Annotated in this window: 28 protein-coding genes and 1 tRNA gene; 15 read left to right on the forward strand and 14 right to left on the reverse strand. The window is 62.7% G+C overall.

Going from position 1 to position 24,027, the window contains the following annotated elements:
* The first annotated feature begins 13 nt into the window (after positions 1-13).
* From O3298_RS21990 to O3298_RS22010, 5 genes are all read left to right on the forward strand, one after another.
* Positions 14-1,183, forward strand: coding sequence for an AAA family ATPase (locus O3298_RS21990; RefSeq protein ID WP_077398652.1), 1,170 nt, complete (start codon positions 14-16; stop codon positions 1,181-1,183).
* A gap of 50 nt (positions 1,184-1,233) precedes the next feature.
* Positions 1,234-2,580 (forward strand): CpaF family protein, encoded by a 1,347-nt coding sequence (locus tag O3298_RS21995; RefSeq protein ID WP_305060553.1) that lies wholly within the window; start codon positions 1,234-1,236, stop codon positions 2,578-2,580.
* A 10-nt stretch (positions 2,581-2,590) separates the two neighbouring features.
* Positions 2,591-3,568 (forward strand): type II secretion system F family protein, encoded by a 978-nt coding sequence (locus O3298_RS22000; protein WP_305060554.1) that lies wholly within the window; start codon positions 2,591-2,593, stop codon positions 3,566-3,568.
* A 119-nt stretch (positions 3,569-3,687) separates the two neighbouring features.
* A complete protein-coding gene (locus O3298_RS22005) occupies positions 3,688-4,626 on the forward strand; it encodes a type II secretion system F family protein (protein WP_289899582.1) in 939 nt (312 codons plus the stop codon).
* Between the two features lie 11 nt (positions 4,627-4,637).
* Positions 4,638-5,720 (forward strand): tetratricopeptide repeat protein, encoded by a 1,083-nt coding sequence (locus O3298_RS22010; RefSeq protein WP_289912458.1) that lies wholly within the window; start codon positions 4,638-4,640, stop codon positions 5,718-5,720.
* Positions 5,721-5,789: 69 nt separating this feature from the next.
* Here O3298_RS22010 and O3298_RS22015 read toward each other — a convergent pair whose 3' ends face one another.
* Both O3298_RS22015 and O3298_RS22020 read right to left on the reverse strand, forming a co-directional pair.
* A complete protein-coding gene (locus O3298_RS22015) occupies positions 5,790-6,779 on the reverse strand; it encodes a PEP-CTERM sorting domain-containing protein (RefSeq protein WP_289912456.1) in 990 nt (329 codons plus the stop codon).
* A 211-nt stretch (positions 6,780-6,990) separates the two neighbouring features.
* On the reverse strand, positions 6,991-7,365 hold the full coding sequence (locus O3298_RS22020) for a hypothetical protein (protein ID WP_099665817.1): 375 nt from the start codon (positions 7,363-7,365) through the stop codon (positions 6,991-6,993).
* Between the two features lie 162 nt (positions 7,366-7,527).
* On the opposite strand from O3298_RS22020, the gene O3298_RS22025 reads away from it, so the two are divergent.
* Positions 7,528-7,839, forward strand: a complete 312-nt coding sequence (locus tag O3298_RS22025; protein WP_289912455.1) for a hypothetical protein — start codon at positions 7,528-7,530, stop codon at positions 7,837-7,839.
* A 40-nt stretch (positions 7,840-7,879) separates the two neighbouring features.
* On the opposite strand, the gene O3298_RS22030 is transcribed toward O3298_RS22025, so the two are convergent.
* The 7 genes from O3298_RS22030 to petA all read right to left on the reverse strand — a co-directional run bounded on the left by O3298_RS22030 (position 7,880) and on the right by petA (position 12,616).
* Positions 7,880-8,086: a dodecin gene (locus O3298_RS22030; RefSeq protein WP_071325761.1), complete on the reverse strand. Its 207-nt coding sequence runs from the start codon at positions 8,084-8,086 to the stop codon at positions 7,880-7,882.
* Positions 8,087-8,305: 219 nt separating this feature from the next.
* A tRNA-Thr gene (locus O3298_RS22035) sits at positions 8,306-8,381 on the reverse strand.
* 26 nt (positions 8,382-8,407) lie between these two features.
* Positions 8,408-8,920: a ClpXP protease specificity-enhancing factor gene (locus tag O3298_RS22040; protein ID WP_034783599.1), complete on the reverse strand. Its 513-nt coding sequence runs from the start codon at positions 8,918-8,920 to the stop codon at positions 8,408-8,410.
* Positions 8,921-9,059: 139 nt separating this feature from the next.
* A complete protein-coding gene (locus O3298_RS22045) occupies positions 9,060-9,671 on the reverse strand; it encodes a glutathione S-transferase N-terminal domain-containing protein (protein ID WP_010394154.1) in 612 nt (203 codons plus the stop codon).
* A 120-nt stretch (positions 9,672-9,791) separates the two neighbouring features.
* Positions 9,792-10,556, reverse strand: coding sequence for a cytochrome c1 (locus O3298_RS22050; RefSeq protein WP_099665814.1), 765 nt, complete (start codon positions 10,554-10,556; stop codon positions 9,792-9,794).
* Positions 10,557-10,592: 36 nt separating this feature from the next.
* The gene (locus O3298_RS22055) at positions 10,593-12,005 is read right to left on the reverse strand and encodes a cytochrome bc complex cytochrome b subunit (RefSeq protein ID WP_099668284.1); all 1,413 of its coding nucleotides are present in this window, start codon (positions 12,003-12,005) and stop codon (positions 10,593-10,595) included.
* A 2-nt stretch (positions 12,006-12,007) separates the two neighbouring features.
* Entirely contained in the window at positions 12,008-12,616 is a 609-nt protein-coding gene (gene petA / locus O3298_RS22060; RefSeq protein WP_034783594.1) for a ubiquinol-cytochrome c reductase iron-sulfur subunit, read from the reverse strand.
* 414 nt (positions 12,617-13,030) lie between these two features.
* Here petA and mscL point away from each other — a divergent pair, with 414 nt between their 5' ends.
* From mscL to O3298_RS22080, 4 genes are read left to right on the forward strand one after another with little or no spacing between them, the layout of a single operon-like run.
* The gene (mscL, locus tag O3298_RS22065; protein WP_077398674.1) at positions 13,031-13,480 is read left to right on the forward strand and encodes a large conductance mechanosensitive channel protein MscL; all 450 of its coding nucleotides are present in this window, start codon (positions 13,031-13,033) and stop codon (positions 13,478-13,480) included.
* 39 nt (positions 13,481-13,519) lie between these two features.
* On the forward strand, positions 13,520-14,680 hold the full coding sequence (locus O3298_RS22070; protein ID WP_180278647.1) for a Do family serine endopeptidase: 1,161 nt from the start codon (positions 13,520-13,522) through the stop codon (positions 14,678-14,680).
* Between the two features lie 21 nt (positions 14,681-14,701).
* Complete coding sequence (locus tag O3298_RS22075) at positions 14,702-15,394, forward strand: DUF2461 domain-containing protein (protein ID WP_289912454.1); 693 nt, start codon at positions 14,702-14,704, stop codon at positions 15,392-15,394.
* 15 nt (positions 15,395-15,409) lie between these two features.
* Positions 15,410-15,754: a cupin domain-containing protein gene (locus O3298_RS22080; RefSeq protein ID WP_289899575.1), complete on the forward strand. Its 345-nt coding sequence runs from the start codon at positions 15,410-15,412 to the stop codon at positions 15,752-15,754.
* 14 nt (positions 15,755-15,768) lie between these two features.
* Here O3298_RS22080 and O3298_RS22085 read toward each other — a convergent pair whose 3' ends face one another.
* The 5 genes from O3298_RS22085 to O3298_RS22105 form a co-directional block, all read right to left on the reverse strand.
* Positions 15,769-16,809, reverse strand: coding sequence for an NAD(P)H-dependent glycerol-3-phosphate dehydrogenase (locus O3298_RS22085; protein WP_289912453.1), 1,041 nt, complete (start codon positions 16,807-16,809; stop codon positions 15,769-15,771).
* Positions 16,810-16,877: 68 nt separating this feature from the next.
* A complete protein-coding gene (locus O3298_RS22090) occupies positions 16,878-17,339 on the reverse strand; it encodes an SH3 domain-containing protein (protein ID WP_099665810.1) in 462 nt (153 codons plus the stop codon).
* An 84-nt stretch (positions 17,340-17,423) separates the two neighbouring features.
* Complete coding sequence (gene secB, locus O3298_RS22095; RefSeq protein WP_077398684.1) at positions 17,424-17,900, reverse strand: protein-export chaperone SecB; 477 nt, start codon at positions 17,898-17,900, stop codon at positions 17,424-17,426.
* Positions 17,901-18,060: 160 nt separating this feature from the next.
* Complete coding sequence (grxC, locus tag O3298_RS22100; RefSeq protein WP_070220900.1) at positions 18,061-18,327, reverse strand: glutaredoxin 3; 267 nt, start codon at positions 18,325-18,327, stop codon at positions 18,061-18,063.
* A gap of 25 nt (positions 18,328-18,352) precedes the next feature.
* The gene (locus O3298_RS22105; RefSeq protein WP_251349454.1) at positions 18,353-18,769 is read right to left on the reverse strand and encodes a rhodanese-like domain-containing protein; all 417 of its coding nucleotides are present in this window, start codon (positions 18,767-18,769) and stop codon (positions 18,353-18,355) included.
* Positions 18,770-18,875: 106 nt separating this feature from the next.
* Between O3298_RS22105 and gpmA the strand changes: the two genes are divergently transcribed.
* The 5 genes from gpmA to gspG all read left to right on the forward strand — a co-directional run bounded on the left by gpmA (position 18,876) and on the right by gspG (position 24,023).
* A complete protein-coding gene (gene gpmA / locus O3298_RS22110; RefSeq protein WP_176381555.1) occupies positions 18,876-19,622 on the forward strand; it encodes a 2,3-diphosphoglycerate-dependent phosphoglycerate mutase in 747 nt (248 codons plus the stop codon).
* A gap of 76 nt (positions 19,623-19,698) precedes the next feature.
* Entirely contained in the window at positions 19,699-21,162 is a 1,464-nt protein-coding gene (locus O3298_RS22115; protein WP_099665807.1) for a murein hydrolase activator EnvC, read from the forward strand.
* A 51-nt stretch (positions 21,163-21,213) separates the two neighbouring features.
* Positions 21,214-22,707 (forward strand): S41 family peptidase, encoded by a 1,494-nt coding sequence (locus O3298_RS22120; protein WP_289912452.1) that lies wholly within the window; start codon positions 21,214-21,216, stop codon positions 22,705-22,707.
* A gap of 8 nt (positions 22,708-22,715) precedes the next feature.
* Positions 22,716-23,477, forward strand: a complete 762-nt coding sequence (locus O3298_RS22125; RefSeq protein WP_099665806.1) for a molybdopterin-synthase adenylyltransferase MoeB — start codon at positions 22,716-22,718, stop codon at positions 23,475-23,477.
* Between the two features lie 93 nt (positions 23,478-23,570).
* Positions 23,571-24,023 carry a type II secretion system major pseudopilin GspG gene (gene gspG / locus O3298_RS22130; RefSeq protein WP_035823835.1) on the forward strand — a complete coding sequence of 151 codons (453 nt, stop codon included), beginning with the start codon at positions 23,571-23,573 and terminating at the stop codon, positions 24,021-24,023.
* Positions 24,024-24,027 lie beyond the last annotated feature (4 nt).

The following is a 24,027-nucleotide window of genomic DNA, read 5'->3' on the forward strand; positions in this document are numbered from 1 at the left end:
TGAAGGAGGGGGGATGAAAGCCTTGATGATTACCCGCGACGCCAGCCTGCACGATGAAATCGCGGCGCAAGGCGCGGCCCGCATGCCCGTGCTGCGGCTGCTGGACCGGCGCAGCGGCTTGCGCGACGCCGTCGAGCGCATGCTGCCCGAAGCGCCCGAGCTGGTGATCGTCGACGCCAGCGGCATCGATGCCGACGAAGCCGACCTGCTCGAGCGCCTGGCGCGCCAGTATCCGCTGGCGGTCCTGATGCTGCTCACGCGCGGCCAGCAGCAGGATGTGCTGATCCGCGCCATGCGCGCCGGCATGCGCGAAGTGCTGCAGCTGCCGCTGGTGCACAAGGCCTTCCACGAAGCGATGGACCGGGTCGATATCCAGGCCGGCGTGACACAGATGCGCGACGGCAAAGTGCTCGCCTTCATCTCGTGCAAGGGCGGCAGCGGCGCCACCTTCCTGTCGACGAATTTTTCGTATGCGCTGGCCAGCCTGGCCGGCTGCAAGGTGCTGCTGATCGACCTGCACGGCCAGTTCGGCGACGCCACCCTGTATGTCTCGGACCAGAAGCCGGCCATGACCCTGTCCGACATCTGCGCGCAGATCGCGCGCATGGACGGCGCCTTTCTCGCCTCGTGCCTGGTGCACATCACGCCGAACTTCGGCGTGCTGGCGGCGGCCGACGACCCGGCGCACAAGGTCGACATGCAGCCCGAGCACATGGACCGCATCCTGGCCGTGGCGCGCCAGCACTACGATTACATCGTGCTCGACGTGGGACGCCAGATCGATGCGCTGTCGCTGCGCGCGCTCGACAACGCAGACGCCATCTATCCGGTGCTGCAGCTGGCCTTGCCCGACATCCGCGACGGGCGCCGCCTGCTCGACATCTTCCGCTCGCTCGGCTATCCGGGCGAGCGCTTGCGCCTGATCGTCAACCGCTATGAAAAGGGCGGGCGCCTGCGCCTGGCGGACCTGGAGCAGGCGCTGGGCGCGGAAGTGGTGCACACGGTGCCCAACGATTACATCGCCGCCACCGATTCCGTCAACCAGGGCATTCCGCTGCTGCAGCTGTCGCGCACCAGCGCCGTGGCGCGCAGCCTGGCCGAACTGGTGGAACTGGTGACGGCGCGCCGCGTGACGGAAAGCCGCGGCCTGTTCGACCGCCTGTTCAGCCGCAGCGAGGCTTAGGACGGGGATGGATGTCAAGGCTCCCGCCGGGAGCCATCATGGGAGCCGAGATGACTTTACGCGAACGCCTGGCGGCGAATGAAACGGTGCGCCCCGCCACGAATGGACAAGGGGCGCTGGCGCTGCACGCCTACCAGGAACTGAAAAAGACCATGCACCAGACGATACTCGACCGTATCGACCTGGAGCGCCTGAAACGCCTGACGGCCGAGCAGTTCAAGCACGAGCTGGCGCTGCTGGTGCAGCGCGTGATCGAGGAAGAGCGCATCGTCCTGAACCAGCACGAGCGGCATAGCCTGGTGCTCGACATCCAGCACGAGATGCTGGGCTTCGGCCCGCTGGAACCGTTGCTGGCCGATGCCAGCGTGTCCGATATCCTCGTCAACACCTGCGACAAGGTGTATGTGGAGCGGGGCGGGCGGCTGCAGTTGACGGACGTGACCTTCCACGACAATGCGCACCTGATGAAGATCATCGAAAAAATCGTCTCGCGCGTGGGACGGCGGGTCGACGAATCGAGCCCGATGGTCGACGCGCGCCTGCCGGACGGCTCGCGTGTGAACGCCATCATTCCGCCGCTGGCCGTCGATGGCCCGATCCTGTCGATCCGGCGCTTTGCCGTGCAGCCGTTGACGATCGCTAACCTGCTCGACTATAAAAGCCTGACGCCGCCCATGGTGCAGGTGCTGCAGGCGCTGGGGCAGGCCAAGGTCAACATCCTGATCTCGGGCGGCACGGGCAGCGGCAAGACGACCCTGCTCAACGTGCTGTCCGGCTTCATTCCCGGCAGCGAGCGCATCGTCACCATCGAGGATGCGGCCGAACTGGCGCTGCGCCAGCCGCACGTGGTGCGCCTGGAAACGCGCCCGCCGAATATCGAGGGCAAGGGAGAAGTGAGCCAGCGCGCGCTCGTGCGCAATGCGCTGCGCATGCGGCCCGACCGCATCATCCTGGGCGAGGTGCGCGGCGCCGAGGCGCTCGACATGCTGCAGGCGATGAACACGGGCCATGAAGGGTCGCTGGCGACCATCCACTCGAACACGGCGCGCGACGCGCTGGCGCGGCTGGAAAACATGGTCGGCATGGCCAGCGTGAACCTGACGCCGCGCGCCACGCGCCAGCAGATCTGTTCGGCCGTGACGGTGGTGATGCAAGTGTCGCGCCTGACGGATGGCGCGCGCAAGCTCGTCAGCCTGCAGGAAGTGACGGGCATGGAGGGCGACATCATCGCCATGCATGAAATCTTCCGCTTCGAGCAGACGGGCGTCGATGCCGCAGGCAAGGTGCTGGGCCACTTTTGCGCCACCGGCGTGCGGCCCCGTTTCACGGAACGCCTGCGCATGTTCGGCGCGCCGGTGCCCGATACGGTATTCGACCCGGACCGCATCTACGAATAAAGGAAGCATCATGGACCTGGTGTTCTACGGCTTTGCCGTGCTGCTGTTCGCCGCCTGCATCCTGATGGTGGAAGGCGCCTGGCTGTGGTGGGCGGGCACGCACGGCAGCGCGGCGCGGCGCATCAACCGGCGCTTGCGGCTGATGGCGGCGCGCGGCGAGGCCGGCGGCGAGCGGGTTTCCATCCTCAAGCAGCGCCGCTATGCGCGCTCGCCGGGTCTGGAACGCTGGCTGCGGCGCCTGCCGCAGGCGGCAAAGCTCGACCACCTGCTGCTGCAATCGGGCTTGTCCTGGTCGGTGGCGCAGTTCCTGGGCGGCGCGGGCGGCTTGCTGCTGCTGGCACTGCTGTGGCTGGCCATCTGGCCCATGCCGCTGCCGGGCGCCTTGCTGCTGCTGGGCGTGGCGGGCGGCGGGCCGTGCATGGTCGTGCTGCGCGCGCGCGCGGCGCGGCTGAAAAAGATCGAGGCGCAATTGCCGGAAGCGGCCGATTTCCTGGCCCGCGCGCTGCGCGCCGGGCACTCGTTTTCGAACGTGCTGCAGATGGTGGGCGATGAACTCAATGAGCCGATCAGCGGCGAATTCAAGATGGCGCACGAAGAGATCAATTACGGCGTGCCGAAGAACGAGGCGCTGCAGAACCTGGCCGCGCGCATCCCGCTGACGGACTTGCGCTACCTCGTCATCGCCGTGCTGGTGCAGCGCGAATCGGGCGGCAATCTGGCCGAAGTGCTGGTCAGCATCGCGCGCATCATCCGCGCCCGTCTGAAGCTGCTGGGGCAGGTGCGCGTGCTGTCGGCCGAGGGGCGCATGTCGGCCTGGGTGCTGGGGCTGATGCCGGTGGTGATGATCGGCGTGATGGCGCTGGTCAACCCGCAATACATCAGCCTGCTGTGGACGGATCCCAGCGGCATCAAGCTGCTGTGGTACGCGGCCGGCATGGTGGCGCTGGGTGTCGTCTGGATGCGCAATGTCATCCGCATCCGCATCTAAGAGATCGCCTGAAAAAAAGTCCATGGCGTTGTTGCGTCGCCTTGTCGTACTGTCGTACTGCCTTCGGCGACACGCCTAGCCCTGAACGTTTTGTCAGTCGATCAATCGGAGGAAATGCCATGACTGGCCCGCAACTGCTGTTTCTGTTGATCGTTTTCGCCGTGGTGGTGGCGCTGGCCTTGCTGGCGTGGCTGATCTTCTTTCCCGGCGCCTTGCGCCAGCGCCTGTTCGGTTCCATGGCGCCGGCCGCCAGCGAGGCGGTGGCCGACACGGGCTGGGTGGAGCGCGTGGCGCGCGTGGCGCAGCCGTTCAGCAAGCTGTCGCTGCCGGAAGAGGGCTGGGAGCGCTCGCCACTGCGCACGCGCTTCATGAACGCGGGCTGGCGCCAGGCCAGCGCGCCGGCCCTGTACTTTGCGGCCAAGACCGTGCTGGCCCTGCTGTTTCCCACCGTACTGGGGCTGTATGCGGCCAGCGCCATGGCGGCGCAGCTGCGCAGCGTGCTGCTGTTGCTGCTGTGCGTCAGCGCCACCGTCGGCTATTACCTGCCGAACCTGGTGCTGGCCAGCACGGCCAAGCGGCGCCAGCGCGACATCTTTGAAAACATCCCCGACGCGCTCGACTTGCTGACCGTGTGCGTGGAAGCGGGCCTGAGCCTGGAGCGCGCGCTGGTGAAGGTGTCGGGCGAAATCCACATCAAAAGCGTGGTGCTGGCGCAGGAATTGCAGCTGGTGCTGATGGAAATGCGCGCCGGCTTTTCCAAGGAAAAGGCGCTGCGCAACCTGGCCTTGCGCAGCGGCGTGGAAGATGTCGACACCCTCGTCGCCATGCTGATCCAGTCGGAACGCTTCGGCACCAGCATGGGCGACTCGCTGCGCGTGCACTCGGAAAATCTGCGCGGCAAGCGCAGCCTGCTGGCCGAGGAGGCGGCCGCGAAGATCGCCTTGAAACTGCTGTTCCCGCTGATCTTTTGCGTCTTTCCCACCCTCATGCTGGTACTCATGGGGCCGGCCGTGATCGAAGTCTATCGCGTGCTCGTGCCGGCCATGGCCAACCGCTGAAAGGAGCTACCATGCGCTTGACGATTTCCCGCCTGGCCACCGCCTGTGCCTGCCTGGGCCTGGCCGCCTGTACCACGCCGCCGGCCCACGCGCCGCTGCCGCAGTGGCCGGACGCCGATGCCGCCTATGCGGCGGGGCGCCAGCATTTCGAGCGGGGCGACTTGCCGGCCGCGCAAGCGGCCTATGCGCAAGCCTTGCGCGCCGCGCCGCGCCATGTGAATGCGCGCAACGGCCTGGCCGTGCTGTACGCGCAGCGGGGCGAGCACGATGCGGCGATCGCCCAATGGCTGGCCCTGACGCAGGAGGCCGGTGCGCCGCAGCCGTGGCAGGCGTATCTGTTCAGCAATCTCGGTCGCGCCTACTATTTGCGCGGGCGCGATGCACAAGCGTTGACTGCGCTGGAACAGGCGTGTCTGCTCGATCCGCTCAATGCGCTGGCCTGGCAGCACCTGGCGCAAGTGCTCGAACGGCTGGGACAGCACGCGCGCGCGGCCGTCATGCGGCGCCAGGCGCAGAGCCTGCAGGAACATGATTTACGGAGCGACATGGCCGTCTTGCGCAACGCGGCGCCGCCGCCGGGCGCGCCCGCGGCCGCGGCCGCGCCGCTGCCGGATGCGCCCGCCATGGCGCGCATCGAGATCACGCAAGGCGACGGCATGGCCCGCTTGCAGCGCGTGCCGGCCGCCGTGCGCAGCGTGCCCGCTGTCACGGCCGGGCGGTCCATGCCGGCTCCTGTCTCGCCCCGCCCGCGCCTGGAAATTGTGAATGGCAACGGCGTGCCTGGCCTGGCCGCCGCCCTGGCGCGCAGCTTGGCCGGCGCTCCCGTGCAAGTGGTGCGCCTGGCCAATGAAACCGGCTTCCAGGTGGCGCGCACGCGCGTCGAGTACCGGCCCGCGCAGGAGCAGGCGGCGCGCCAGCTGGCGCGCCAGTTGGGAACGCAGGTGCAAACCCAAGTAGAAACCCAGGCCGGCGACTGCCCCGCCAGCGAGCTGCGCCTGGTACTGGGGCGCGATTTGAGCGATCCGGCCATGCTGCACCGTTACTATGTGCAGCAATTGCAGCTGGCGCGCCAGGCGCTGGCACGGCTCGGTTAAAACGTCTTGAGCGGCATAGAAAAACGCGGCGCCTTGGCGGGCGCCGCGTGTTTTTCATGCTGCGGATGATTACGGCTGGCGGCGCCGCGTAAAAGCCAGGGCCGCCAATCCCATGCCCAGCAGGAACAGCGTGCCCGGCTCCGGTACCGCAAGCGGCGGATCGATGACGACGATATCGGTGCGCGTGGACTTGGAAAAATTCAGGGTGTAACTGCCGGCCGGCAGGGCGAAATTCGAGGTCAGGGAAAACATCGCGAAGCCATTCGTGAAGGCGCGCCCCGTGGCGGGGTCGTTGGTGCCGGCCGTCATGTTCAGGCTGAACGGGTCGAGGCTGCCGGCGCCATGGTTGCCATTGATGTCGCTGCCATTGTTGGCATCGCCATCGGGCGCGAACTGGAAGATCACGCCATCGGCGTTCGCGTGCGACAGGCAGCCGGCGGGGCTGGAACTGTTGCACGAGATATTGAAGATATCCATGATCGACACGTTCGACTTGTCGCCCATGGTCGTCACGCTGGTGCGCAGGTCGCGCCGTCCCATGAAGCTGAAGGTGATGAAGCCGGCGCTCGACAGGGTCAGGTTGACGGAGCCGGTCAGCGTGTCGCCGGCCGTGGCCGTGGCGGCGCCGATCGTGTTGCGCTGTGCTTCCGCCACGGCGCTCACGCTGGCGCCGCCATTGAGCATGTTGCCGAAGGCATGCGCATCGCCGCGGGCAAATTCCAGGGTGGAACTGGGGCTGGGCGCGTAGTGGTTTTGCGGCAAGCCGCTGCAGCCGCCGCCCGAGCACACTTGCAGCACGTCGGCGTTGGCGGCCGGGCCCGTATTGACGGCGCGCGGATTGACGGCCACGCCGCCTTCGAAAAAAGCGCTGTCGCTGGCATTGCGGTTGGCGCCGGCCAGCGACAGCGCACCGGCGCTGGTGGTGATGCGGAAATTGTTCAACTCATTGACGGCCAGGCCGTACGCGCCGGCCTGTGCCTGGCCGCTGGCCAGCAGGCTCGCCGCCGCCAGTGCGCCCAGCCAGCCCAGGGTCTTGCTTCGTGTGTGATCAACGTTCATCGCAGCCTCTTGTCGTGGTCAGTCTCGGAAAATCCGGGGGACAAAGAATCCAGAATGACTTGCCTGGATTCATCTCGTAGACAGGGATAAGCAGCTTGCGTGCCACACAAAAATATCACAAGAAATCAAGTGCTTGCGCAAAGCGGACTGAGCTGGATGAAGTGAAGTGTAAGAAAGGCCGACGCCGCTTGGCGGGCGCCGTCGGCCAGCCTCAGGTGCCCCGGTGATAGCCCAGGTGGCCGCCCGAATTGCGTGCGCAGCCGCAACCGATGCGCGCCACTTCCTCGCCTTCCGTCAATTTCCAGTTGGTAATCGTCGTGTGATTCCAGTCGATGTCGCTTTTCTTGACAGGTTTGACCGTCAAGATGCGTGCTTCCGCATCCGTGTACTCCATCAGCTCTTCGTCGTCGGCGATGTCGAAATGGCGGTGGATCAGGGAAATGCCGAAGCGGTCGAGCGCGCCGTAGCGTTGCAGCACGTCGCGCAGCTCGCGAAAGCAGGCCAGATCGTCGGGCAGCAGCGGATTGACGGCGGAAATATCGGCGACGGGTTGCCATTGCATGGCGTGGATGTTCAGGCTGTGCATGATAGGCTCCTGTGCCCCATGATGATAGGCCCAGGCTGCCGGAGGGGCGCCGGCACGCCTGGCGAAATGCCCATCGTGGACGCAAAGCCGCTGCGGCGCTTGCGCCGTATCAAAGGTGCGGCACATCGCCTCTCGTCCGATCATTGCCCGGTAAAATAGGCCATGGCAAACAAAACCCCCACCTTCCCCGGCGCGCGCACGGGCCGCGGCCAGGTCCTGGCCGTGCTGCTGTCGAATCGCGACCAGTCCGGCGCCGAACCGCTGCAAGGCCGCGTCTCGCTGGCCGCCATCGTCAAGGCATTGAAACGCAAATATCACTGGCCGATCGAGACGCACAGTTTTCCCGCCAACACGCAGGATGGCCGCGCCAGCTGGGCGACCGTCTACAGCTTGCCGGACAAGGTCATCGAAACCGCGCTGGAGGCCGGCGGCCGGGAGTGGCTGGAGAGCCGGGGAACGGCCGGGCGGCGCTGAGCGCGCCGCCTGCCTTACTCGATCCCTTTACTCGATCCCTTTATTCGAGCCGGAAGCCGACCTTGAGCGTGACCTGGAAGTGCGCCACCTTGCCATCGACGATATGGCCGCGCGAATCGGTCACTTCATACCAGTCCATGTGCTTGACCGTCAGCGCCGCCTTGGCAATGGCATCGCGTATCGCCTGATCGCTGCTCTCGGTCGACGTGCCGACCAGTTCGATCAGCTTGTAAGTGTGTGCGGACATGATATTTCCCCAGGTAGGCAAGCCAGACATCGGGAGCCTGCTTTGCGCAAGCACGTGCTCATCTTGCGCCTAAATGTGCGGGACGTCATGGCGCGGTGCAGCAATGCGTCAGCCTGGATGACGATGCGTGCCAGTGTTCCGGATGGCTTCCGCGGGCGTGGGAAAAGAAAAAAGGGCTACCAGCCGAAGCGGGTAACCCTTTGATTTACTGCTGAATTCTGGTGCCGACTGCCGGTTTCGAACTGGCCACCTGATGATTACAAATCAACTGCTCTACCAAATGAGCTAAGTCGGCAAAAACTGCGCGTTGCGAATTATACGCTATTTAATGCGTGTCAGGGTCGGACGGCCGCCTTTTTTTGGTGGCTCGTCGTCGCCAGGCGTGGCGTTGTCGCGTTGTTCGGGGGAGCTGGTCGGCACGGACGACAGGGTGGGACCGCTGGCGGCGGGGGCGAGCACGGGCGGCGGGACGTCGGCGGAGGCCGGGCTGTCCGTCGGTTGCGCGTCCGGGTCATCGTTGCCCAGCACGGGCTCGAAGGCCATGCCCTGGCCGTTTTCGTTGGCGTAGATGGCCATCACGTTGTCGACCGGCACGTAGATTTCGCGCGAGACGCCACCAAAGCGGGCGTGGAAGCGGATGGCGTCGTTGTCCATCTTCAGGCCGCTGGTGGCGCCGAAGCTGATGTTGAGCACGATTTCGCCCTTTTTCACGTATTCCATCGGTACCGTGGTGCGCGAATCGACTTTGACCGCGAGATAAGGCGTGTAGCCGCTGTCGGTGCACCATTCGTAGATGGCGCGCAGCATATAAGGTTTGGTTGAGATTTCAGACATGGTAGGCACGGTGAGGCGGGAGCGCCCCCGTCAGCATGAGGCGAGCGCACCGGTAGTTCAAAAGACTGGGACAGCGCAAAAAGCAACTTTAACATATGCCCCAAGATATCCCGGCAGGCGCGGCCTGCCGGGATTATCTTTAGCGGCGCATGACCTTTTCGGAAGGGGTCAGCGCTTCGATGTACGCAGGACGCGAGAAGATGCGTTCGGCGTATTTCATCAGCGGTGCGGCCGTCTTCGACAGTTCGATGCCGTAGTGGTCCAGGCGCCACAGCAGCGGCGCGACAGCCACGTCGAGCATCGAGAATTCGTCGCCCAGCATGTACTTGTTTTTCAGGAACAGCGGCGCCAGGGTCGTCAGGCGGTCGCGGATTTCCGCGCGTGCCTTGTCGTGGGCCTTGTCGTTGCTCTTGGCGCGTTCGCTTTCCAGCACGTGCACGTGCACGAACAGTTCTTTTTCGAAATTGAACAGCATCAGGCGCGCGCGGGCGCGCATCAGCGGATCGGCCGGCATCAGTTGCGGATGCGGGAAGCGCTCATCGATGTACTCGTTGATGATGTTCGATTCATACAGGATCAGTTCGCGTTCGACCAGGATAGGCACCTGGCCATACGGATTCATGGTCGAAATGTCTTCCGGTTTGTTGAACAGGTCGACGTCGCGCACTTCGAAGTCCATGCCTTTTTCAAACAGGACCAGGCGGCAGCGTTGCGAAAATGGGCAGGTTGTACCCGAATAGAGAACCATCATTTTTTATAGTTCCTTAGAAACAAAGGGGGTGAAGCCGCGAACGGCTCACCCCAGGTCGCTTGTCCACTCATGCGGACAACGCAGAAACAGGCATAAACCGGCCTATGGCCGGCGCCTCACTTATTTGACTTCCTTCCAGAACGACGCGTTAAGGCGCCATGCCAGCAGAGCAAAGACCGACAGGAACAGCAGCACCCACACGCCCAGGCGCTTGCGTGTTTGCTGTGCCGGTTCGGCCATCCACTCCATGTAGCCGACCAGGTCGGCTACCGCATTGTCATACTCGATCTTGTTCAACGTACCTGGCTTGACCTGCTCGAAGCCGGCAAATTTGTGGATCTTCTTGCCAGCTTCGTGCGGATCATTCTCTTCCACGAACTTGGCAGACTGGACACCTTGCAATTCCCATAATACATGCGGCATGGCAACATTCGGCACGACCATGTTGTTCCAGCCGGTCGGACGAGTGTCGTCTTTATAGAACGTACGCAGGTAAGTATACAGGTAGTCGCCGCCTGTGCCAGCGGAAGATGATTTCGCGCGCGAAATTACCGACAAATCCGGCGGTACGACGCCAAAGAAGGCCTTGGCGTCCTGCGGTGCCAGGCTCGTCGTCATCAAGTCGCCGACTTTATCGCCGGAGAACAACAGATTCTGCTTGATCTGGTCTTCCGTCAAGCCCAGGTCGCGCAGGCGGTTGTAGCGCATCGACACGGCGGCGTGGCAATTCAGGCAATAATTGACGAACAATTTGGCGCCATGTTGCAGCGCTGCCATGTTGGTCTGGCGGTCAGGAGCCTTGTCCAGCGGAAAGCCGCCTTCGCTGGCGAGAGCCATGGCGGGCACGAAGGCCAGGATGGCGAGCAGTTTTTTTGCAATCTTCATATGATGTATGTCCTTTGAGCGTGGCGTGAGAGCGGCTTAGTGCGGGTGAAACGTCACACGCGACGGCACGGTCTTGAACTTGCCCATTGCACTCCACCATGGCATCAACAGGAAGAAGCTGAAGTAAATCAGGGTGCACACTTGCGACACGATGGTCTTCGTATCCGTTGGCGCCTGGGTCCCGAGGTAGCCGAGGATCAGGAACGACAGGCCGAAGATGGCGTACACATATTTGTGCCAGTTCGGACGGTAGCGGATCGATTTCACCGGGGAATGGTCGAGCCATGGCAGGAAGGCCAGGATCACGACGGAACCGCCGAAGAACACCACGCCCCAGAATTTCGCGTCCAGCACCTGCGGCAGCATGCCGATGATGGCGACGATGGCGATGCCGGCGATGGCAGACTTGACCGTCGTCGACAGGCGCGACTTGAGCCAGATGAACACCACGTAGGCAGCCACGACACCCATCAGCACGTACATGAAGTCGGCCGTGGTGGCGCGCAGCACCGAGTAGAACGGCGTGAAGTACCAGGTTGGCGCGATGTGCAGCGGGGTCTTCAGCGAATCGCCTGGCAGGAAATTGTTGTATTCCAGGAAATAACCGCCCATTTCCGGCGCGAAGAAGACGACGGCGCTGAAAATGACGAGGAAGATCGAGACGCCGAACAAATCGTGCACGGTGTAGTACGGGTGCGAAGGAATCGAATCGACCGGGTGGCCGTCGGCGCCCAGGTTTTCCTTCACTTCGATGCCGTCCGGATTGCTCGAACCGACTTCATGCAGGGCGATCAAGTGCGCTGCAACCAGGCCCAGCAGTACCAGCGGGATGGCGATCACGTGGAAGGCGAAGAAGCGGTTCAGGGTTGCGTCGGAGACGACGTAGTCGCCGCGGATCCACAGCGACAGGTCAGGGCCGATCAGCGGGATGGCGCCAAACAGGTTGACGATCACTTGTGCGCCCCAGTACGACATCTGGCCCCATGGCAACAGGTAGCCGAAGAACGCTTCGGCCATCAGGCACAGGAAGATGGCGAAACCGAACAGCCAGATCAGTTCACGTGGCTTGCGGTACGAGCCGTACAGCAGGCCGCGCGTCATGTGCAGGTAGACGATGATGAAGAAGGCCGAGGCGCCCGTCGAGTGCATGTAGCGCACCAGCCAGCCCCACGGCACTTCGCGCATGATGTACTCGACGGAATTGAAGGCCAGGGCCGCATCCGGTTTGTAGTGCATGGTCAGGAAGATGCCGGTGACGATCTGCAGTACCAGCACCAGCATGGCCAGCGAACCGAAGATGTACCAGAAGTTGAAGTTTTTCGGGGCGTAGTATTTGCCCCATTGATCGTTCCACAGCTTGGTCAGGGGAAAGCGGTCATCGACCCAGCCCAGCGCTTTTTCGGCGACGGGAGCGTCTGCCGGGAATTTCGTTTCTTTGAAAGCAGCCATGATCAAGCCTCGCCTTTCTCGTCTTTACCTATCAGCAATTTGGTGTCGCTCAGGTACATATGGCGCGGCACTTGCAGGTTGTCCGGCGCCGGCTTGTTCTTGAACACGCGGCCAGCCATGTCGAAGGTGGAGCCGTGGCAAGGGCACAGGAAGCCGCCTTCCCAGTCATCGGGCAGCGACGGTTGCGGGCCGGGGGTAAATTTCGAGGAAGGGGAGCAACCCAGGTGGGTGCAGATGCCGACGGCGACGAGAATTTCAGGCTTGATGGAACGCGCCTCGTTCATGCAGTATTCGGGCGTGAATTCGGCGGGATTGCGTTGGGAATTGGCATCGGCGACCTTGCCATCGGTTTGCTTGAGCGACGCGATCATTTCCGGCGTGCGCTTCAGGATCCAGACCGGCTTGCCGCGCCATTCGACGGTGCGCATTTCGCCGGGTTGCAAGGTGGTGATGTCTACTTCGACCGGCGCGCCAGCCGCTTTCGCGCGCTCCGACGGCTGGAAGGTGCTTACCAAGGCTCCCGCGGTTGCCAATCCAACTACACTGCCCGCCGCGCACGTGGCGACGAGCAAGCCGCGACGGCCTGAATCGACCTGCTTTTCGTTACTCATGCAAACCCCAATCAGTCAAAATGCGAATCTTTATTATGAGTGGCAGCCGCGAAAAACCCGTCGCCGAAGCTCTTTCCCACTGATTGCCGCAACCCGCATCTTTGTACGGTAAAGTGGCAACATCCCTGCGGAACTTCGGACTATGGCGCAGCCCATGCCAGTTTCTTGTTGATTATCCGGAAGCGAAAAAGCCGCTTCTGGCAACCGCAAATTATAAGTGAAGCAAACAACGAATAAAACAAAAACGTTGCTTGTACCATAATTTATATACTTTTGCAGGAGGTGGCTAGTTCTTTCGAACTAGATGCGCGCGGCTGTGCCGGAATTGGTCTCGCCGGCAACCACAAGTTGGTGTGCCCGGGAATCAATAGTATGATCGGCATGTTTTTTATACATATCCGAAGGAGAAATTTCATGGCAATGATGCAAGAATTTAAAGAATTTGCAATGAAGGGTAACGTCGTCGATCTGGCGGTCGGTGTCATTATCGGTGGTGCCTTCGGCAAGATTGTCGATTCCCTGGTGCAAGACGTGATCATGCCGCCCATCGGCCGCATTTTCGGCGGCCTCGATTTCGCCAATTACTACCTGCCCCTGAATGGCCAGGCGACGACCCTGACCCTGGTGGAAGCGAAAAAGGCGGGCGCCGTGCTGGCCTACGGCAATTTTCTGACCATTTTGCTCAATTTCGTCATTCTGGCTTTCATCATCTTCCAGATGGTGCGCCTGATGAACAAGGCCCGCCGCAGCGAACCGGTCGCGCCGGCGCCGGCACCGGCCACGCCGGAAGACATCGTGCTGCTGCGTGAAATCCGCGACTCCCTGCAGCAGAACGCACGCAACAGCAACAATCTGGCAAAATAAGTCGTTCCGGCACCGGCCGGCTGACCTGGGTGGAGTGTTATGCGACGATTCTGGTTATTGTTTGCGCAAACCGTGACGATCGCGTTGGCGCTGTACTTTGTGTACGGCGCGCTGCGCCCGGCCAGCCGGGTACAGCAACTGGGCTCTCCGACTAAACCGGTGCCCGTGGTGGAAACGGCGTCCAGCAGCCTGGCGCCCGGTTCCTACCGCGACGCGGCGGCGCGCGCCATGCCCGCCGTCGTCAACATCCTCACCCTGCAAGTACCCAAGCGCGGCGCCCATCCGCTGGCGCGCGATCCCTTCTTCAAACGTTTCTTCGGCGACCGCGACCCGGACGGCGAGGATGACGACGACTTGAAAAACAGCCTCGGTTCGGGCGTCATCGTCAGCCATGAAGGCTATGTGCTGACCAACAACCACGTGGTCGAAGGCGCCGACGAAATCGAAGTCGTGCTCACGGATGGCCGCAAGGCGCCCGCCAAGGTGGTGGGCCTGGATCCGGAAACGGACCTGGCTGTGATCAAGATCAACCTCGACAAGCTGCCCGTCATCGTGCTGGGCCAGTCGGAACTGGCGCGCGTGGGCGACGTGGTGCTGGCCATCGGCAACCCCTTCGGCGTGGGCCAGACGGTGACCATGGGCATCATCTCCGCCCTGGGCCGCAACAATCTGCACATCAACAGCTTTGAGAATTTCATTCAGACGGATGCGGCGATTAACTTCGGCAATTCGGGCGGCGCCCTGGTCGATACGCGCGGCAACTTGATCGGCATCAATACGGCGATCTACTCGCAAAGCGGCGGCTCCGTCGGCATCGGCTTCGCCATCCCCGTCTCGACGGCGAAAACCGTGATGGAAGCCATCATCAAGGATGGCCACGTGGTGCGCGGCTGGATCGGCGTGGAAACGCAGGACATCACGCCCGAGCTGGCGCAAAGCTTCAACTTGCAGCGCAGCAGCGGCGCCATCATCGCCGGCGTGGTGCGCAACGGCCCGGCCGACAAGGCGGGCATCGTGCCCGGCGACATCCTGCTGACGGTGGAAGGCAAGCCCGTGGGCGACACGACGGAAATGCTGAACCTGATCGCCCAACTGCCGCCCGGCGGAAAAGCTAAAATGACGGTGCTGCGCAAGAATCGCGAAGCGGCGCTCGACGTGATGGTGGGCAAGCGCCCCCTCCCGAAAGAGCTTTCCAAATAGTTGCTGATCGGAATTTGACACATGCATGTGCGTGATTTGACCCAATTTTTACGTGAACTGAGCGACAACAACAACCGTCCCTGGTTTGTCATGAACAAGCCCCGTTACGACATCCTGCGCGAGGAATTCCTCGCACTGGTGACGTCACTTATTGCTGAACTCGGCAAGTTCGATCCGGCCGTGAAGTACTGCAATCCGAAGAAGGCCTTGTTCCGCATCAACCGCGACGTGCGTTTCGCGCACGATAAAAGCCCGTATAAAACGCGCTTTTCGGCCGCCATTGCGCCGAACGACATGCGCCGTCCCAGCAAGGCGGGCGGCCCCACGTATTACCTGCAGATCGATGGCCAGGGCAACTTGCTGTTCGGTGCCGGCGAATACATGCCGCCGCCCGGCCGCCTGAAGGCGCTGCGCGAGCATATGCTCAACGACGCGCCAGGGTTTTCCAAAGTGCTGAAGAATAAGCGCTTGAAGGCCCGTTTCGGCACCATCCAGAACGAGGGCAAGTTGCAGCGCCCGCCCAAGGGCTTCGAGGCGGATGCCGAACATATCGAATTCATCAAGCTGAAGAGCTTTTTTGTCTGGACCGAAATACCGCTGCCCGTGAACGACCCCGAGAAACTGCTGCCGACCCTGGCGGAAGGCTTGAAGGATGCGTGGCCGCTGGTCGAGTGGATGCGCGGCGCGAAAGAGCCGGAGGAAGTCACCGAGTAATTGCGGAAGGAGCACATGATGGCACTGGAACACGCAAGTTCAGGACAGGTGATCGAGGTGCTGCGCAGGGACGGCGACGACCTGTCGCAGTTTTCCGCCATCGCGCTGGCCAAGACGGATGAGCTGGAATTGATCCGCATGTGCATGCCCAAGGGCAAGACCATGCCCGAGCATCATGTGCTCGGCGAAATCACCTTGCTGTGCCTGCAAGGGCAGGTGGCGGTGACGGCGCATGGCGGCGTGCACCTGCTGGGGCCGGGGCAGATGCTGTACCTGCTCGGCGGCCAGGCGCACGCCCTGGAAGCGCGCGAAGACAGCCTGTTATTACTGACCATACTCATGCACAAGGCGGGACGTTAGGTTTTTTCTGGCGCTCAAGCCGCCTCGGCGCGCGGATCGCGCGACAGCAGCTGCTGCACCATTACGTGCGGCAAATCGCCATCGAACAGCACGCCGGCCACCGCGTTGGTGATCGGCATCTCGACGCCCATGCGGAGCGCCAGTTCGCGCACGGCCTTGGCGCACGGCACGCCTTCGGCCACATGACCCAGCTCGGCCACGATGGTCTCCAGCGCCTTGCCTTGCGCCAGGCCAAGGCCGACGCGGCGGTTGCGCGACAGGTCGCCCGTGCACGTCAGAATCAGGTCGCCCATGCCCGTCAAGCCCATGAACGTTTCCGTCTGGCCACCGAGGGCCGTGCCCAGGCGCGTGATTTCCGCCAGGCCACGCGTGATCAGCGCGGCGCGCGCATTCAAGCCCAGGCCCAGGCCGTCGGCCACGCCCGTGGCGATCGCCAGCACGTTCTTGACGGCGCCGCCCACTTCCACGCCCACCAGGTCGTCGCTCGCATACACGCGGATGGTGCCGCCATGCAAGGCCGAGACGACGGCGCCGCGCAAGGCCGCGCTGTGCGAGGCGATGGTCAGCGCGCACGGCAAGCCGCGCGCCACTTCCTGCGCGAACGAGGGGCCGGACAGGGCGCCGCCGGGGATATTGTCGCCCAGCACTTCCTGCACGATCTGGTGCGGCAGCAAGCCTGTGCCGCCTTCAAAGCCTTTGCATAGCCACACCAGGTTGCCGATGGCCTTGTCTTTCAATTGCTGCAGCATGGGCCGCAAGCCCGCCACGGGGCAGGCGGCGATCAAAATGCCGTGTTCGCCACCGGCATGCGCGACGGCGGCGTCGAAATCGGCGCTGATGCGCAGTTGCGGCGGCAAGGGGAAACCGGGCAAATAACTGTTTTCGCCGCTGGCGGCCATGGCGGCCATGGCGTCGCCGTTGCGGCCCCACAGCAGCACGTCGTGGCGGCCGGCCAGGGCCATGGCCACGGCCGTGCCCCAGGCGCCGGCGCCGAGGATGGTGATCTTGCGGGGGAGCGCCGTGGCGGCGGGAGATGTATCGGGAGAAACTTGCATGCGACCTCAGTCTGGCAGGGGGAGGGGCGCGGCGCGGCTGGCCGCTGCCCGGATGAATCTGGCGGTGCTTACAGGCCCCACACTTCGCTGGTCTTGACGTAGCCGCTCTGGCCATCCTTGTGGCGGACCTTGACCCAGTTGGAGCTCGGCTGCTCGCTCATTTCCAGCAGCACGCCCTTGTCGACGAGGATGATGGGGGAGGCGGTGTCGTCTGGGCTGGCGCGAACCTTGAGGTTCGCGGCGCGCGCCACGACGTTGCGCTTGGCGGACAGGCCCTTGGCTTCCGTCCAGGCCATTTCGCCGCTGGCGTCGCGTACCTTGACCCATTCGCCGTAGCTGAGCACGATTTCCAGCGGCATGCCGCGTGGCGCCACGTACAGCTTGCCGCCCTTGGCGGATGGCGCGTCGTACAGGATCACGGGAGCCGCGCCCACCGTTTTGAAATCGACGGCGTGACTGGCGGCGGTCGCCAGCAGCAGCACGGCGCCGGCCATCCAGCGGAACTTGCTCAAGAGCGCACTTTTCAACATGATATTTTTGAACCTTAACGAAACACGGCGGCCAGGCCGCCGTGTCAGGCCAGCCTTGACGGCTGGCGGGGTCTTGCCTGAAGCTTAGTGCGTCGTCGCGTCGGCTGCCGGGGCAGCTGCTGCGGCGTCAGCAATAGCTTGCAGACGTTGTTGGTAGAACACTTCGAAGTTGATCTCGGCCAAGTGCACTGGCGGGAAGCCGGCACGGGTGATCACGTCGGCGATGTTGGCGCGCAGGTAAGGGTAGATGATGTTCGGGCAGCCGATTCCCAGCAGTGGATCGAGTTGATCAGCAGGAATGTTGCGTGCTTCGAAGATACCGGCTTGCTTGCCTTCAACCAGGAAAGCGACTTTTTCGCCGACTTTGGCGGTGACGGTGATGGTCACGGTGGCTTCGAAGATGCCGTCGGCCAGAGGCGCAGCGCCCACGTCCAGTGCCACTTCGATGGCTGGTGCTTCTTGTTCCAGGAAAATAGCTGGGGAATTTGGTTGTTCCAGCGACATGTCTTTCAGGTAGACGCGTTGGATTTGGAAGACTGGTTGCAGATTTTCGTCAGACATGGAACGCTTTCGTTGTAAAGGACAAGAACGGCACACCGTTCAAATATGGTGCTTGCGGTATTCAAACCGCGCCGGATAGGCGCGGCCAGATCAGGTGCGAGGGCAATTGTATCAAAACAATACGACAAAAAACCAAGCAATTTCTCGAACCCGCTTTATATCAGGCTGCCGTGCCATTTAACAAGGGGTCCAGCTTGCCAGCTTGATCGAGCGCATACAAATCGTCGAATCCGCCCACGTGGGTATCGCCCACATAGATCTGCGGCACCGTGCGGCGGCCCGTGCGTTCCATCATCTTGATGCGCTCTTCCGGGTCGAGGTCGACGCGGATCTTTTGCACGGCGACGCCCTTGGCTTCCAACAGGCGCTCGGCGCGCACGCAATACGGGCACACGGCGGTGCTATAGACAATTACTGGTACGGTCATGATGATTCCTTCAGTTAAGGCCGGCTTATTTCGCCAGCGACAAGGTTTTCAATGGCAAACCTTGCTTTTTCCATTCGTCGAGGCCGCCTTCCAGGCTTGTTGCCTCAGCGAAACCGGCTTTGCCCAGCAGGCCGACGGCGGTTGCCGAACGCGAACCTTTCTGGCAAACCACTACAATGGGGCGCGTTTTGAATTTTTCCAGCTCGCCCACGCGTTTTGCCAGTTCCGGCAGCGGAATATTTTTTGCGTCAGGCAAGTGGCCCGTGGCGAATTCTTCCGCGTTGCGCACGTCGACGATGACAGTCTTGCCACGGTTGATCAGTTGCGTGACTTCCAGCACGGTCGCGCGCTTGCCGCGCATCGACAGCAGTGGCCAGAGGAGGGCGCCGCCGGAAATAATGACGATGGCAAACAGAAAAATGTGGTCGATAATGAATTTCACGTAGGGTCCAATGGTTTAAGTCAATCCGCGCATTATAAAATAGAAGCTGGACGAGGTCTTTTTACGTTTTGCTTTTTTGATTTGAACCCCTTGAGAAGATAGAACTATGTACAAAATCGTTTTCATGCGTCACGGCGAGTCCACCTGGAACCTCGATAACCGCTTCACCGGCTGGACCGACGTCGATCTGACGGAAAAGGGCGTCAACGAAGCCAAGGCCGCCGGCCAGATCCTCAAGCAGGAAGGTTTTACGTTCGACGTGGCCTACACTTCCGTCCTGAAGCGCGCCATCCGCACCCTGTGGCTGGCGCTCGACGAGATGGACATGATGTATTTGCCGATCAAGAACGACTGGCGCTTGAACGAGCGCCACTACGGCGCCCTGCAAGGCCTGGACAAGGGCGAGACAGCCGCTAAGTATGGCGACGAGCAAGTATTGGTATGGCGCCGTAGCTACGATACCCCGCCGCCTCCGCTGGAAGCGAACGATGACCGCGCCTCGTTCAACGATCCGCGCTACGCCGGCTTGCCGCAAGCATCGATTCCCCTGACCGAATGCCTGAAAGACACCGTGGCGCGCGTGATGCCGGCCTGGGACGAGGAAATCGCCCCGGCCATCCGCGCCGGCAAGAAAATCATCATTTCGGCCCACGGCAACAGCTTGCGCGCGCTGATCAAGATGCTCGACGGCATCAGCGACAGCGATATCGTCGGCCTGAACATCCCGAACGGCCAGCCGCTCGTGTATGAACTGGACGCCGACCTGAAACCGATCCGTCATTACTACCTGGGCGACCCGGCAGCGATTGCGGCTGCGCAAGCTGCCGTGGCGAACCAAGGGAAGGCCAAGTAACTTGTCGTCTTTCTTCCGCGGCACAGCCATCGCCCCCTCTGCTGAACGACCCCTGCCGGCGTGGCGCGCCGGTGCCATGCTGTGCCTGGCGCTGCTGCTTTCCAGCGGTGCCGCGCAGGGCGCCAAGCCCACCGAACGCAGCAAGCAGAAGGCGGCCGCGGAAGCACAACGTGCTGGATTGCAACAAAAGCTGACGGCGCTCAAGCGCGACATCAGCCGCACGGAAAGCGCCAAGGATGACGCGGCCGATACCCTGGCCGAGTCGGAAGAGGCCATTTCCAACGCCAACCGCGCCCTGCGCGACTTGGCGCAGGAGCAAAGTGAGACGGGCGTGAAACTCAATGCGCTGGGGCAAGAGCACCAGCAATTGACGGCCACCGTCGAAAAACAGAAGACGCAGCTGTCGAAGTTGCTGCGTGAACAATATGTCGCCGGCAACGAAGACCGCATCAAGCTGCTCTTGTCGGGCGATAACCCGAACCGCATCAACCGCGACTTGCAATTGATGGCGTATGTGTCGCAGGCGCAGGCGCGCCTGCTGGAAGCCTTGCGCGCCAACTTGCTGGCCGTGGAGAAAAACCAGGCGGAGGTGCAGAACGCCAAGGATGAGCTGGAAGAAATCGCACAGGAAGAGCGCGACCAGAAGGCCCTGCTGGTGCAGGAGAAGGCACGCCGCGCCGCCTTGCTGACGAGCTTGTCGCAGCGCCTGGTGGCGCAGCGCAAGGAAGTGGGCAATGTCGAGCGCGACGAACAGCGCATGGGCAACCTGGTCGACAAGCTGGCAAAACTGATCGAAGAGCAGGCCGCCGCCGCCGCGGCTGAAAAGAAACGTCAGCAATTGCTGGCCGAACAGCGCGCCGCCGCCAAAGCGGCCGCCGACGCCAAGATCGCGGCGGAAAAACGCGAACGCCTGCTGGCCGCGCGCGCCAAGGCCGCCCAGGCGCAGGCCGAGCGCGAACGACTTGCGAAAGAACAACAAAACAAATCTGGCAAGATCAAGCCGCAGACTCCGCCACCGCCGCCCGTGAAACTGGAACCGATCGACGACGACGAGCCGCCGCAAGTGGCCAAGGTGACGCCGAAACCGGAACCCAAGCCGGAACCGGAGCCGGACCGCCCGAGCCTGGGCCCGGCCGCGCCAGCTGGCGCCTTTGCCAGCATGAAAGGGCAGCTGCGCGCCCCCGTGGCGGGCAAGATCGCCGCCCGCTTCGGCAGCAAGCGCGGTGACGGCCCCAGCTGGAAGGGCGTGTTCATCCGCACGGGCGAAGGCAGCGAGATCCACGCCATCGCCGGCGGCAGGGTCGTGTTTTCCGACTGGCTGCGCGGTTTCGGCAATCTGATCATCGTCGACCACGGCGGCCAGTACATGAGTATTTATGGCAATAACCAGTCGCTGCTGAAACGCGTGGGCGATGCCGTCAAGGGCGGCGACGCCATTGCCAGCGCGGGCAACAGCGGCGGCAACGAGGAATCGGGGCTATACTTTGAATTGCGTCATCAGGGCCGCGCCTTCGACCCCGCCACCTGGGTGAAGTTTTAATTCAGTTCCCACCATTGCTGCGGCAGCGAATTTGTAGATTGCGAAGAATACATGGGTATCAAAGTCAAAAGTATCGGCCTGATCGGTCTGGGCGTCCTGGCCGGCATCGGCATGTCGCTGCAGTTCCCGGCCGTGGCGCAAAAAATCACGAATGCCCCGCTGCCGCTCGACGAGCTGCGCCAGTTGTCCGACGTCTTCGGCTTGATCAAGTCCGATTACGTCGAGAAGGTGGAAGACAAGAAACTGCTGACGGAAGCCATTTCCGGCATGGTCTCGTCGCTGGACCCGCATTCTGTCTATCTCGATAAAAATGCCTTCAAGGAAATGCGCGAAAGCGTGCAGGGCAAGTTTGTCGGCATCGGCATCGAGGTGAGCATGGAAGACGGCTACGTGAAAGTCGTCTCGCCCATCGAGGACAGCCCTGCCGCCAAGGCCGGCATCCTGGCGGGCGACCTGATCACCCGCCTCGACAATATCCCGCTGAAAGGCTTGCAGCTGGAAGAGGTCATCAAGAAGATGCGCGGCCAGCCGGGCACCAAGCTGGTGCTGACGATGTCGCGCAAGGGCGAAAGCAAGCCGCTGGTCTTTCCCATCGTGCGCGAGGAAATCCGCGTGCAAAGCGTGAAGGCCAAGATGGTCGCGCCCGGCTATGCCTGGCTGCGCATCGCCCAGTTCCAGGAACCGACCGTCGATGACATGGTCAAAAAGATCAACGCGCTGTATGCGCAAGACCCCAAGCTCAAGGGCCTGGTGCTGGACTTGCGCAACGATCCCGGTGGCGTCGTGCCGGGCGCCATCGGCGTGGCGACAGCGTTTCTTCCGGGCAATTCCGTGATCGTTTCCACCAAGGGTCAGTTGCCCGAGTCGAAACAGGTGTTTTACGGCCGCCGCGAATTCTATGCCGCACCGGGCGCCAGGGCCGACCCGCTGGCCAAGCTGCCGGCCGCCCTGAAAACCGTGCCGCTGGTGGTGCTGGTCAATGCCGGTTCCGCGTCCGCCTCGGAAATCGTCGCCGGCGCCCTGCAGGATTACCAGCGCGCCACCGTCATCGGCACGCAGACGTTCGGCAAGGGTTCCGTGCAAACCTTGCGCCAGATCACGGCCGACACGGCCGTCAAGCTGACGACGGCCCGCTACTACACGCCGAAAGGCCGGGCCATCCAGGCGCGCGGCATCGTGCCCGACTTGCTGGTCGATGAAACGGCCGAAGGCGATGGCTGGAACAGCCTGCGCATCCGCGAGGCGGACCTGGAAAAACACTTGAGCAGCAACGATGGCAAGCCGGAAGCGGCCAAGCCGACCATGGAAGGCATGCAGGATCAGCTGGAAGAAGAGCAGCGCCTGATCGCCACGGCGAAAAAGCGCAAGCCGCTCGAATACGGCGCCAAGGACGATTTCCAGCTGCAACAAGCCTTGAACCACTTCCAGGGCTTGCCGGTGCAGCTGGCCAAGGCCGATGCGAAGGTGGAGAAGATCGGCGCCAAGCCGGAAATCGCTTCCGACATCAAGGTGGACGACAAGAAGATTCCTGTGCAAAAACCGTAGTCGCCGCCATGAACGACAATCAGCTGCTGCGCTATTCGCGCCACATTCTGCTGGACCAGATCGGCATCGAAGGCCAGCAAGCCTTGCTGGACGCGCATGTGCTGGTGATCGGCGCGGGCGGACTCGGCTCGCCCGCAGCCATGTATTTGGCCGCCAGCGGCGTCGGCAAGCTGACCCTGGTCGATGACGACACGGTCGACCTGACCAATCTGCAGCGCCAGATCGCCCACACTACGCAGCGCGTGGGCCAGCCGAAAGTGCTGTCGGCGCGCGAAACCTTGACCGGGATCAATCCCGAGATCGATATCGTCGCCTTGCAGGAGCGCCTCGACGGCGCGCGTCTGGCCGAACTGGTCTGCTCCGCCACGGTGGTGCTCGACTGCACCGACAACTTCGCCACGCGCCACGCCGTCAACCGCGCCTGCGTGGCGGCCAGGGTGCCGCTGGTGTCGGGCGCCGTGATCCGTTTCGACGGGCAAGTGAGCGTGTTCGATCCGCGCACGGGCACGCAACCGTGCTATTCCTGCCTGTTTCCGCAGGAACAGCAGTTCACGGACGAGGCGTGCTCGACCATGGGCGTGTTCGCGCCGCTGGTGGGCGTGGTGGGCGCCATGCAGGCGGCCGAGGCCTTGAAGCTGATCATGCGCGTGGGAGAGTCCTTGGCCGGACGGCTGCTGCTGCTCGACGGCTTGCACATGGAATGGAGCAGCATGCGCGTCGCGCGCGACCCCGGCTGCGCCGTTTGCGGCGAAGTGGTCTTGCCGGCTTGACAGCCCCCGCACAAATTTTTCCCTATATGACAGGCTTTGTCATATTTCCGCTTTATACTCTGCACTCATTACTCACCTTCTTCTCTCTTTCTTATGCAAAACGCAGCAAACCATCCGATACGCCAGCGCCGCGCGCGCGGCTTCACTTTGATCGAAATCATGGTCGTGGTGGTGATCATGGGTATCCTCGCGTCGCTGGTGGTGCCCAAGCTGATCGCCCGCACGGGCGAGTCGAAAGTGGCGGCGGCGAAAGTCGATATCGCTACCGTGATGCAAGCCTTGAAACTGTATCGCCTGGATAACCAGCGCTACCCGACGACGGAACAGGGCTTGCAGGCGCTGATCGAGAAACCGACCACGGGACCGGCCGCGAATGGCTGGAAAGCGGGCGGTTACCTGGAAAAGATGCCGAAGGATCCATGGGGCAACCCGTACCAGTTCCTGTCGCCGGGCGTGAAAGGCGAAGTCGACATCATTTCGCTGGGCGCCGACGGCCAGCCTGGCGGTAGCGGCGACGATGCCGATATCGGTTCCTGGGAACTGTAAGTTT

The sequence above is a fragment of the Janthinobacterium sp. SUN137 genome (assembly GCF_030587265.1).
In the GTDB taxonomy this organism is placed as follows: Bacteria; Pseudomonadota; Gammaproteobacteria; order Burkholderiales; family Burkholderiaceae_D; genus Janthinobacterium; species Janthinobacterium kumbetense.

What these genes read in the sequence shown, in the direction of transcription:
- O3298_RS21990 (WP_077398652.1), top strand. Translation starts at nt 14, where the DNA reads ATGAAAGCCTTGATGATTACCCGCGACGCCAGCCTGCACGATGAAATC.
- O3298_RS21995 (WP_305060553.1), top strand. Translation starts at nt 1,234, where the DNA reads ATGACTTTACGCGAACGCCTGGCGGCGAATGAAACGGTGCGCCCCGCC.
- O3298_RS22000 (WP_305060554.1), top strand. Translation starts at nt 2,591, where the DNA reads ATGGACCTGGTGTTCTACGGCTTTGCCGTGCTGCTGTTCGCCGCCTGC.
- O3298_RS22005 (WP_289899582.1), top strand. Translation starts at nt 3,688, where the DNA reads ATGACTGGCCCGCAACTGCTGTTTCTGTTGATCGTTTTCGCCGTGGTG.
- O3298_RS22010 (WP_289912458.1), top strand. Translation starts at nt 4,638, where the DNA reads ATGCGCTTGACGATTTCCCGCCTGGCCACCGCCTGTGCCTGCCTGGGC.
- O3298_RS22015 (WP_289912456.1), bottom strand. Translation starts at nt 6,779, where the DNA reads ATGAACGTTGATCACACACGAAGCAAGACCCTGGGCTGGCTGGGCGCA.
- O3298_RS22020 (WP_099665817.1), bottom strand. Translation starts at nt 7,365, where the DNA reads ATGCACAGCCTGAACATCCACGCCATGCAATGGCAACCCGTCGCCGAT.
- O3298_RS22025 (WP_289912455.1), top strand. Translation starts at nt 7,528, where the DNA reads ATGGCAAACAAAACCCCCACCTTCCCCGGCGCGCGCACGGGCCGCGGC.
- O3298_RS22030 (WP_071325761.1), bottom strand. Translation starts at nt 8,086, where the DNA reads ATGTCCGCACACACTTACAAGCTGATCGAACTGGTCGGCACGTCGACC.
- O3298_RS22040 (WP_034783599.1), bottom strand. Translation starts at nt 8,920, where the DNA reads ATGTCTGAAATCTCAACCAAACCTTATATGCTGCGCGCCATCTACGAA.
- O3298_RS22045 (WP_010394154.1), bottom strand. Translation starts at nt 9,671, where the DNA reads ATGATGGTTCTCTATTCGGGTACAACCTGCCCATTTTCGCAACGCTGC.
- O3298_RS22050 (WP_099665814.1), bottom strand. Translation starts at nt 10,556, where the DNA reads ATGAAGATTGCAAAAAAACTGCTCGCCATCCTGGCCTTCGTGCCCGCC.
- O3298_RS22055 (WP_099668284.1), bottom strand. Translation starts at nt 12,005, where the DNA reads ATGGCTGCTTTCAAAGAAACGAAATTCCCGGCAGACGCTCCCGTCGCC.
- petA (WP_034783594.1), bottom strand. Translation starts at nt 12,616, where the DNA reads ATGAGTAACGAAAAGCAGGTCGATTCAGGCCGTCGCGGCTTGCTCGTC.
- mscL (WP_077398674.1), top strand. Translation starts at nt 13,031, where the DNA reads ATGGCAATGATGCAAGAATTTAAAGAATTTGCAATGAAGGGTAACGTC.
- O3298_RS22070 (WP_180278647.1), top strand. Translation starts at nt 13,520, where the DNA reads ATGCGACGATTCTGGTTATTGTTTGCGCAAACCGTGACGATCGCGTTG.
- O3298_RS22075 (WP_289912454.1), top strand. Translation starts at nt 14,702, where the DNA reads ATGCATGTGCGTGATTTGACCCAATTTTTACGTGAACTGAGCGACAAC.
- O3298_RS22080 (WP_289899575.1), top strand. Translation starts at nt 15,410, where the DNA reads ATGATGGCACTGGAACACGCAAGTTCAGGACAGGTGATCGAGGTGCTG.
- O3298_RS22085 (WP_289912453.1), bottom strand. Translation starts at nt 16,809, where the DNA reads ATGCAAGTTTCTCCCGATACATCTCCCGCCGCCACGGCGCTCCCCCGC.
- O3298_RS22090 (WP_099665810.1), bottom strand. Translation starts at nt 17,339, where the DNA reads ATGTTGAAAAGTGCGCTCTTGAGCAAGTTCCGCTGGATGGCCGGCGCC.
- secB (WP_077398684.1), bottom strand. Translation starts at nt 17,900, where the DNA reads ATGTCTGACGAAAATCTGCAACCAGTCTTCCAAATCCAACGCGTCTAC.
- grxC (WP_070220900.1), bottom strand. Translation starts at nt 18,327, where the DNA reads ATGACCGTACCAGTAATTGTCTATAGCACCGCCGTGTGCCCGTATTGC.
- gpmA (WP_176381555.1), top strand. Translation starts at nt 18,876, where the DNA reads ATGTACAAAATCGTTTTCATGCGTCACGGCGAGTCCACCTGGAACCTC.
- O3298_RS22115 (WP_099665807.1), top strand. Translation starts at nt 19,699, where the DNA reads ATGCTGTGCCTGGCGCTGCTGCTTTCCAGCGGTGCCGCGCAGGGCGCC.
- O3298_RS22120 (WP_289912452.1), top strand. Translation starts at nt 21,214, where the DNA reads ATGGGTATCAAAGTCAAAAGTATCGGCCTGATCGGTCTGGGCGTCCTG.
- O3298_RS22125 (WP_099665806.1), top strand. Translation starts at nt 22,716, where the DNA reads ATGAACGACAATCAGCTGCTGCGCTATTCGCGCCACATTCTGCTGGAC.
- gspG (WP_035823835.1), top strand. Translation starts at nt 23,571, where the DNA reads ATGCAAAACGCAGCAAACCATCCGATACGCCAGCGCCGCGCGCGCGGC.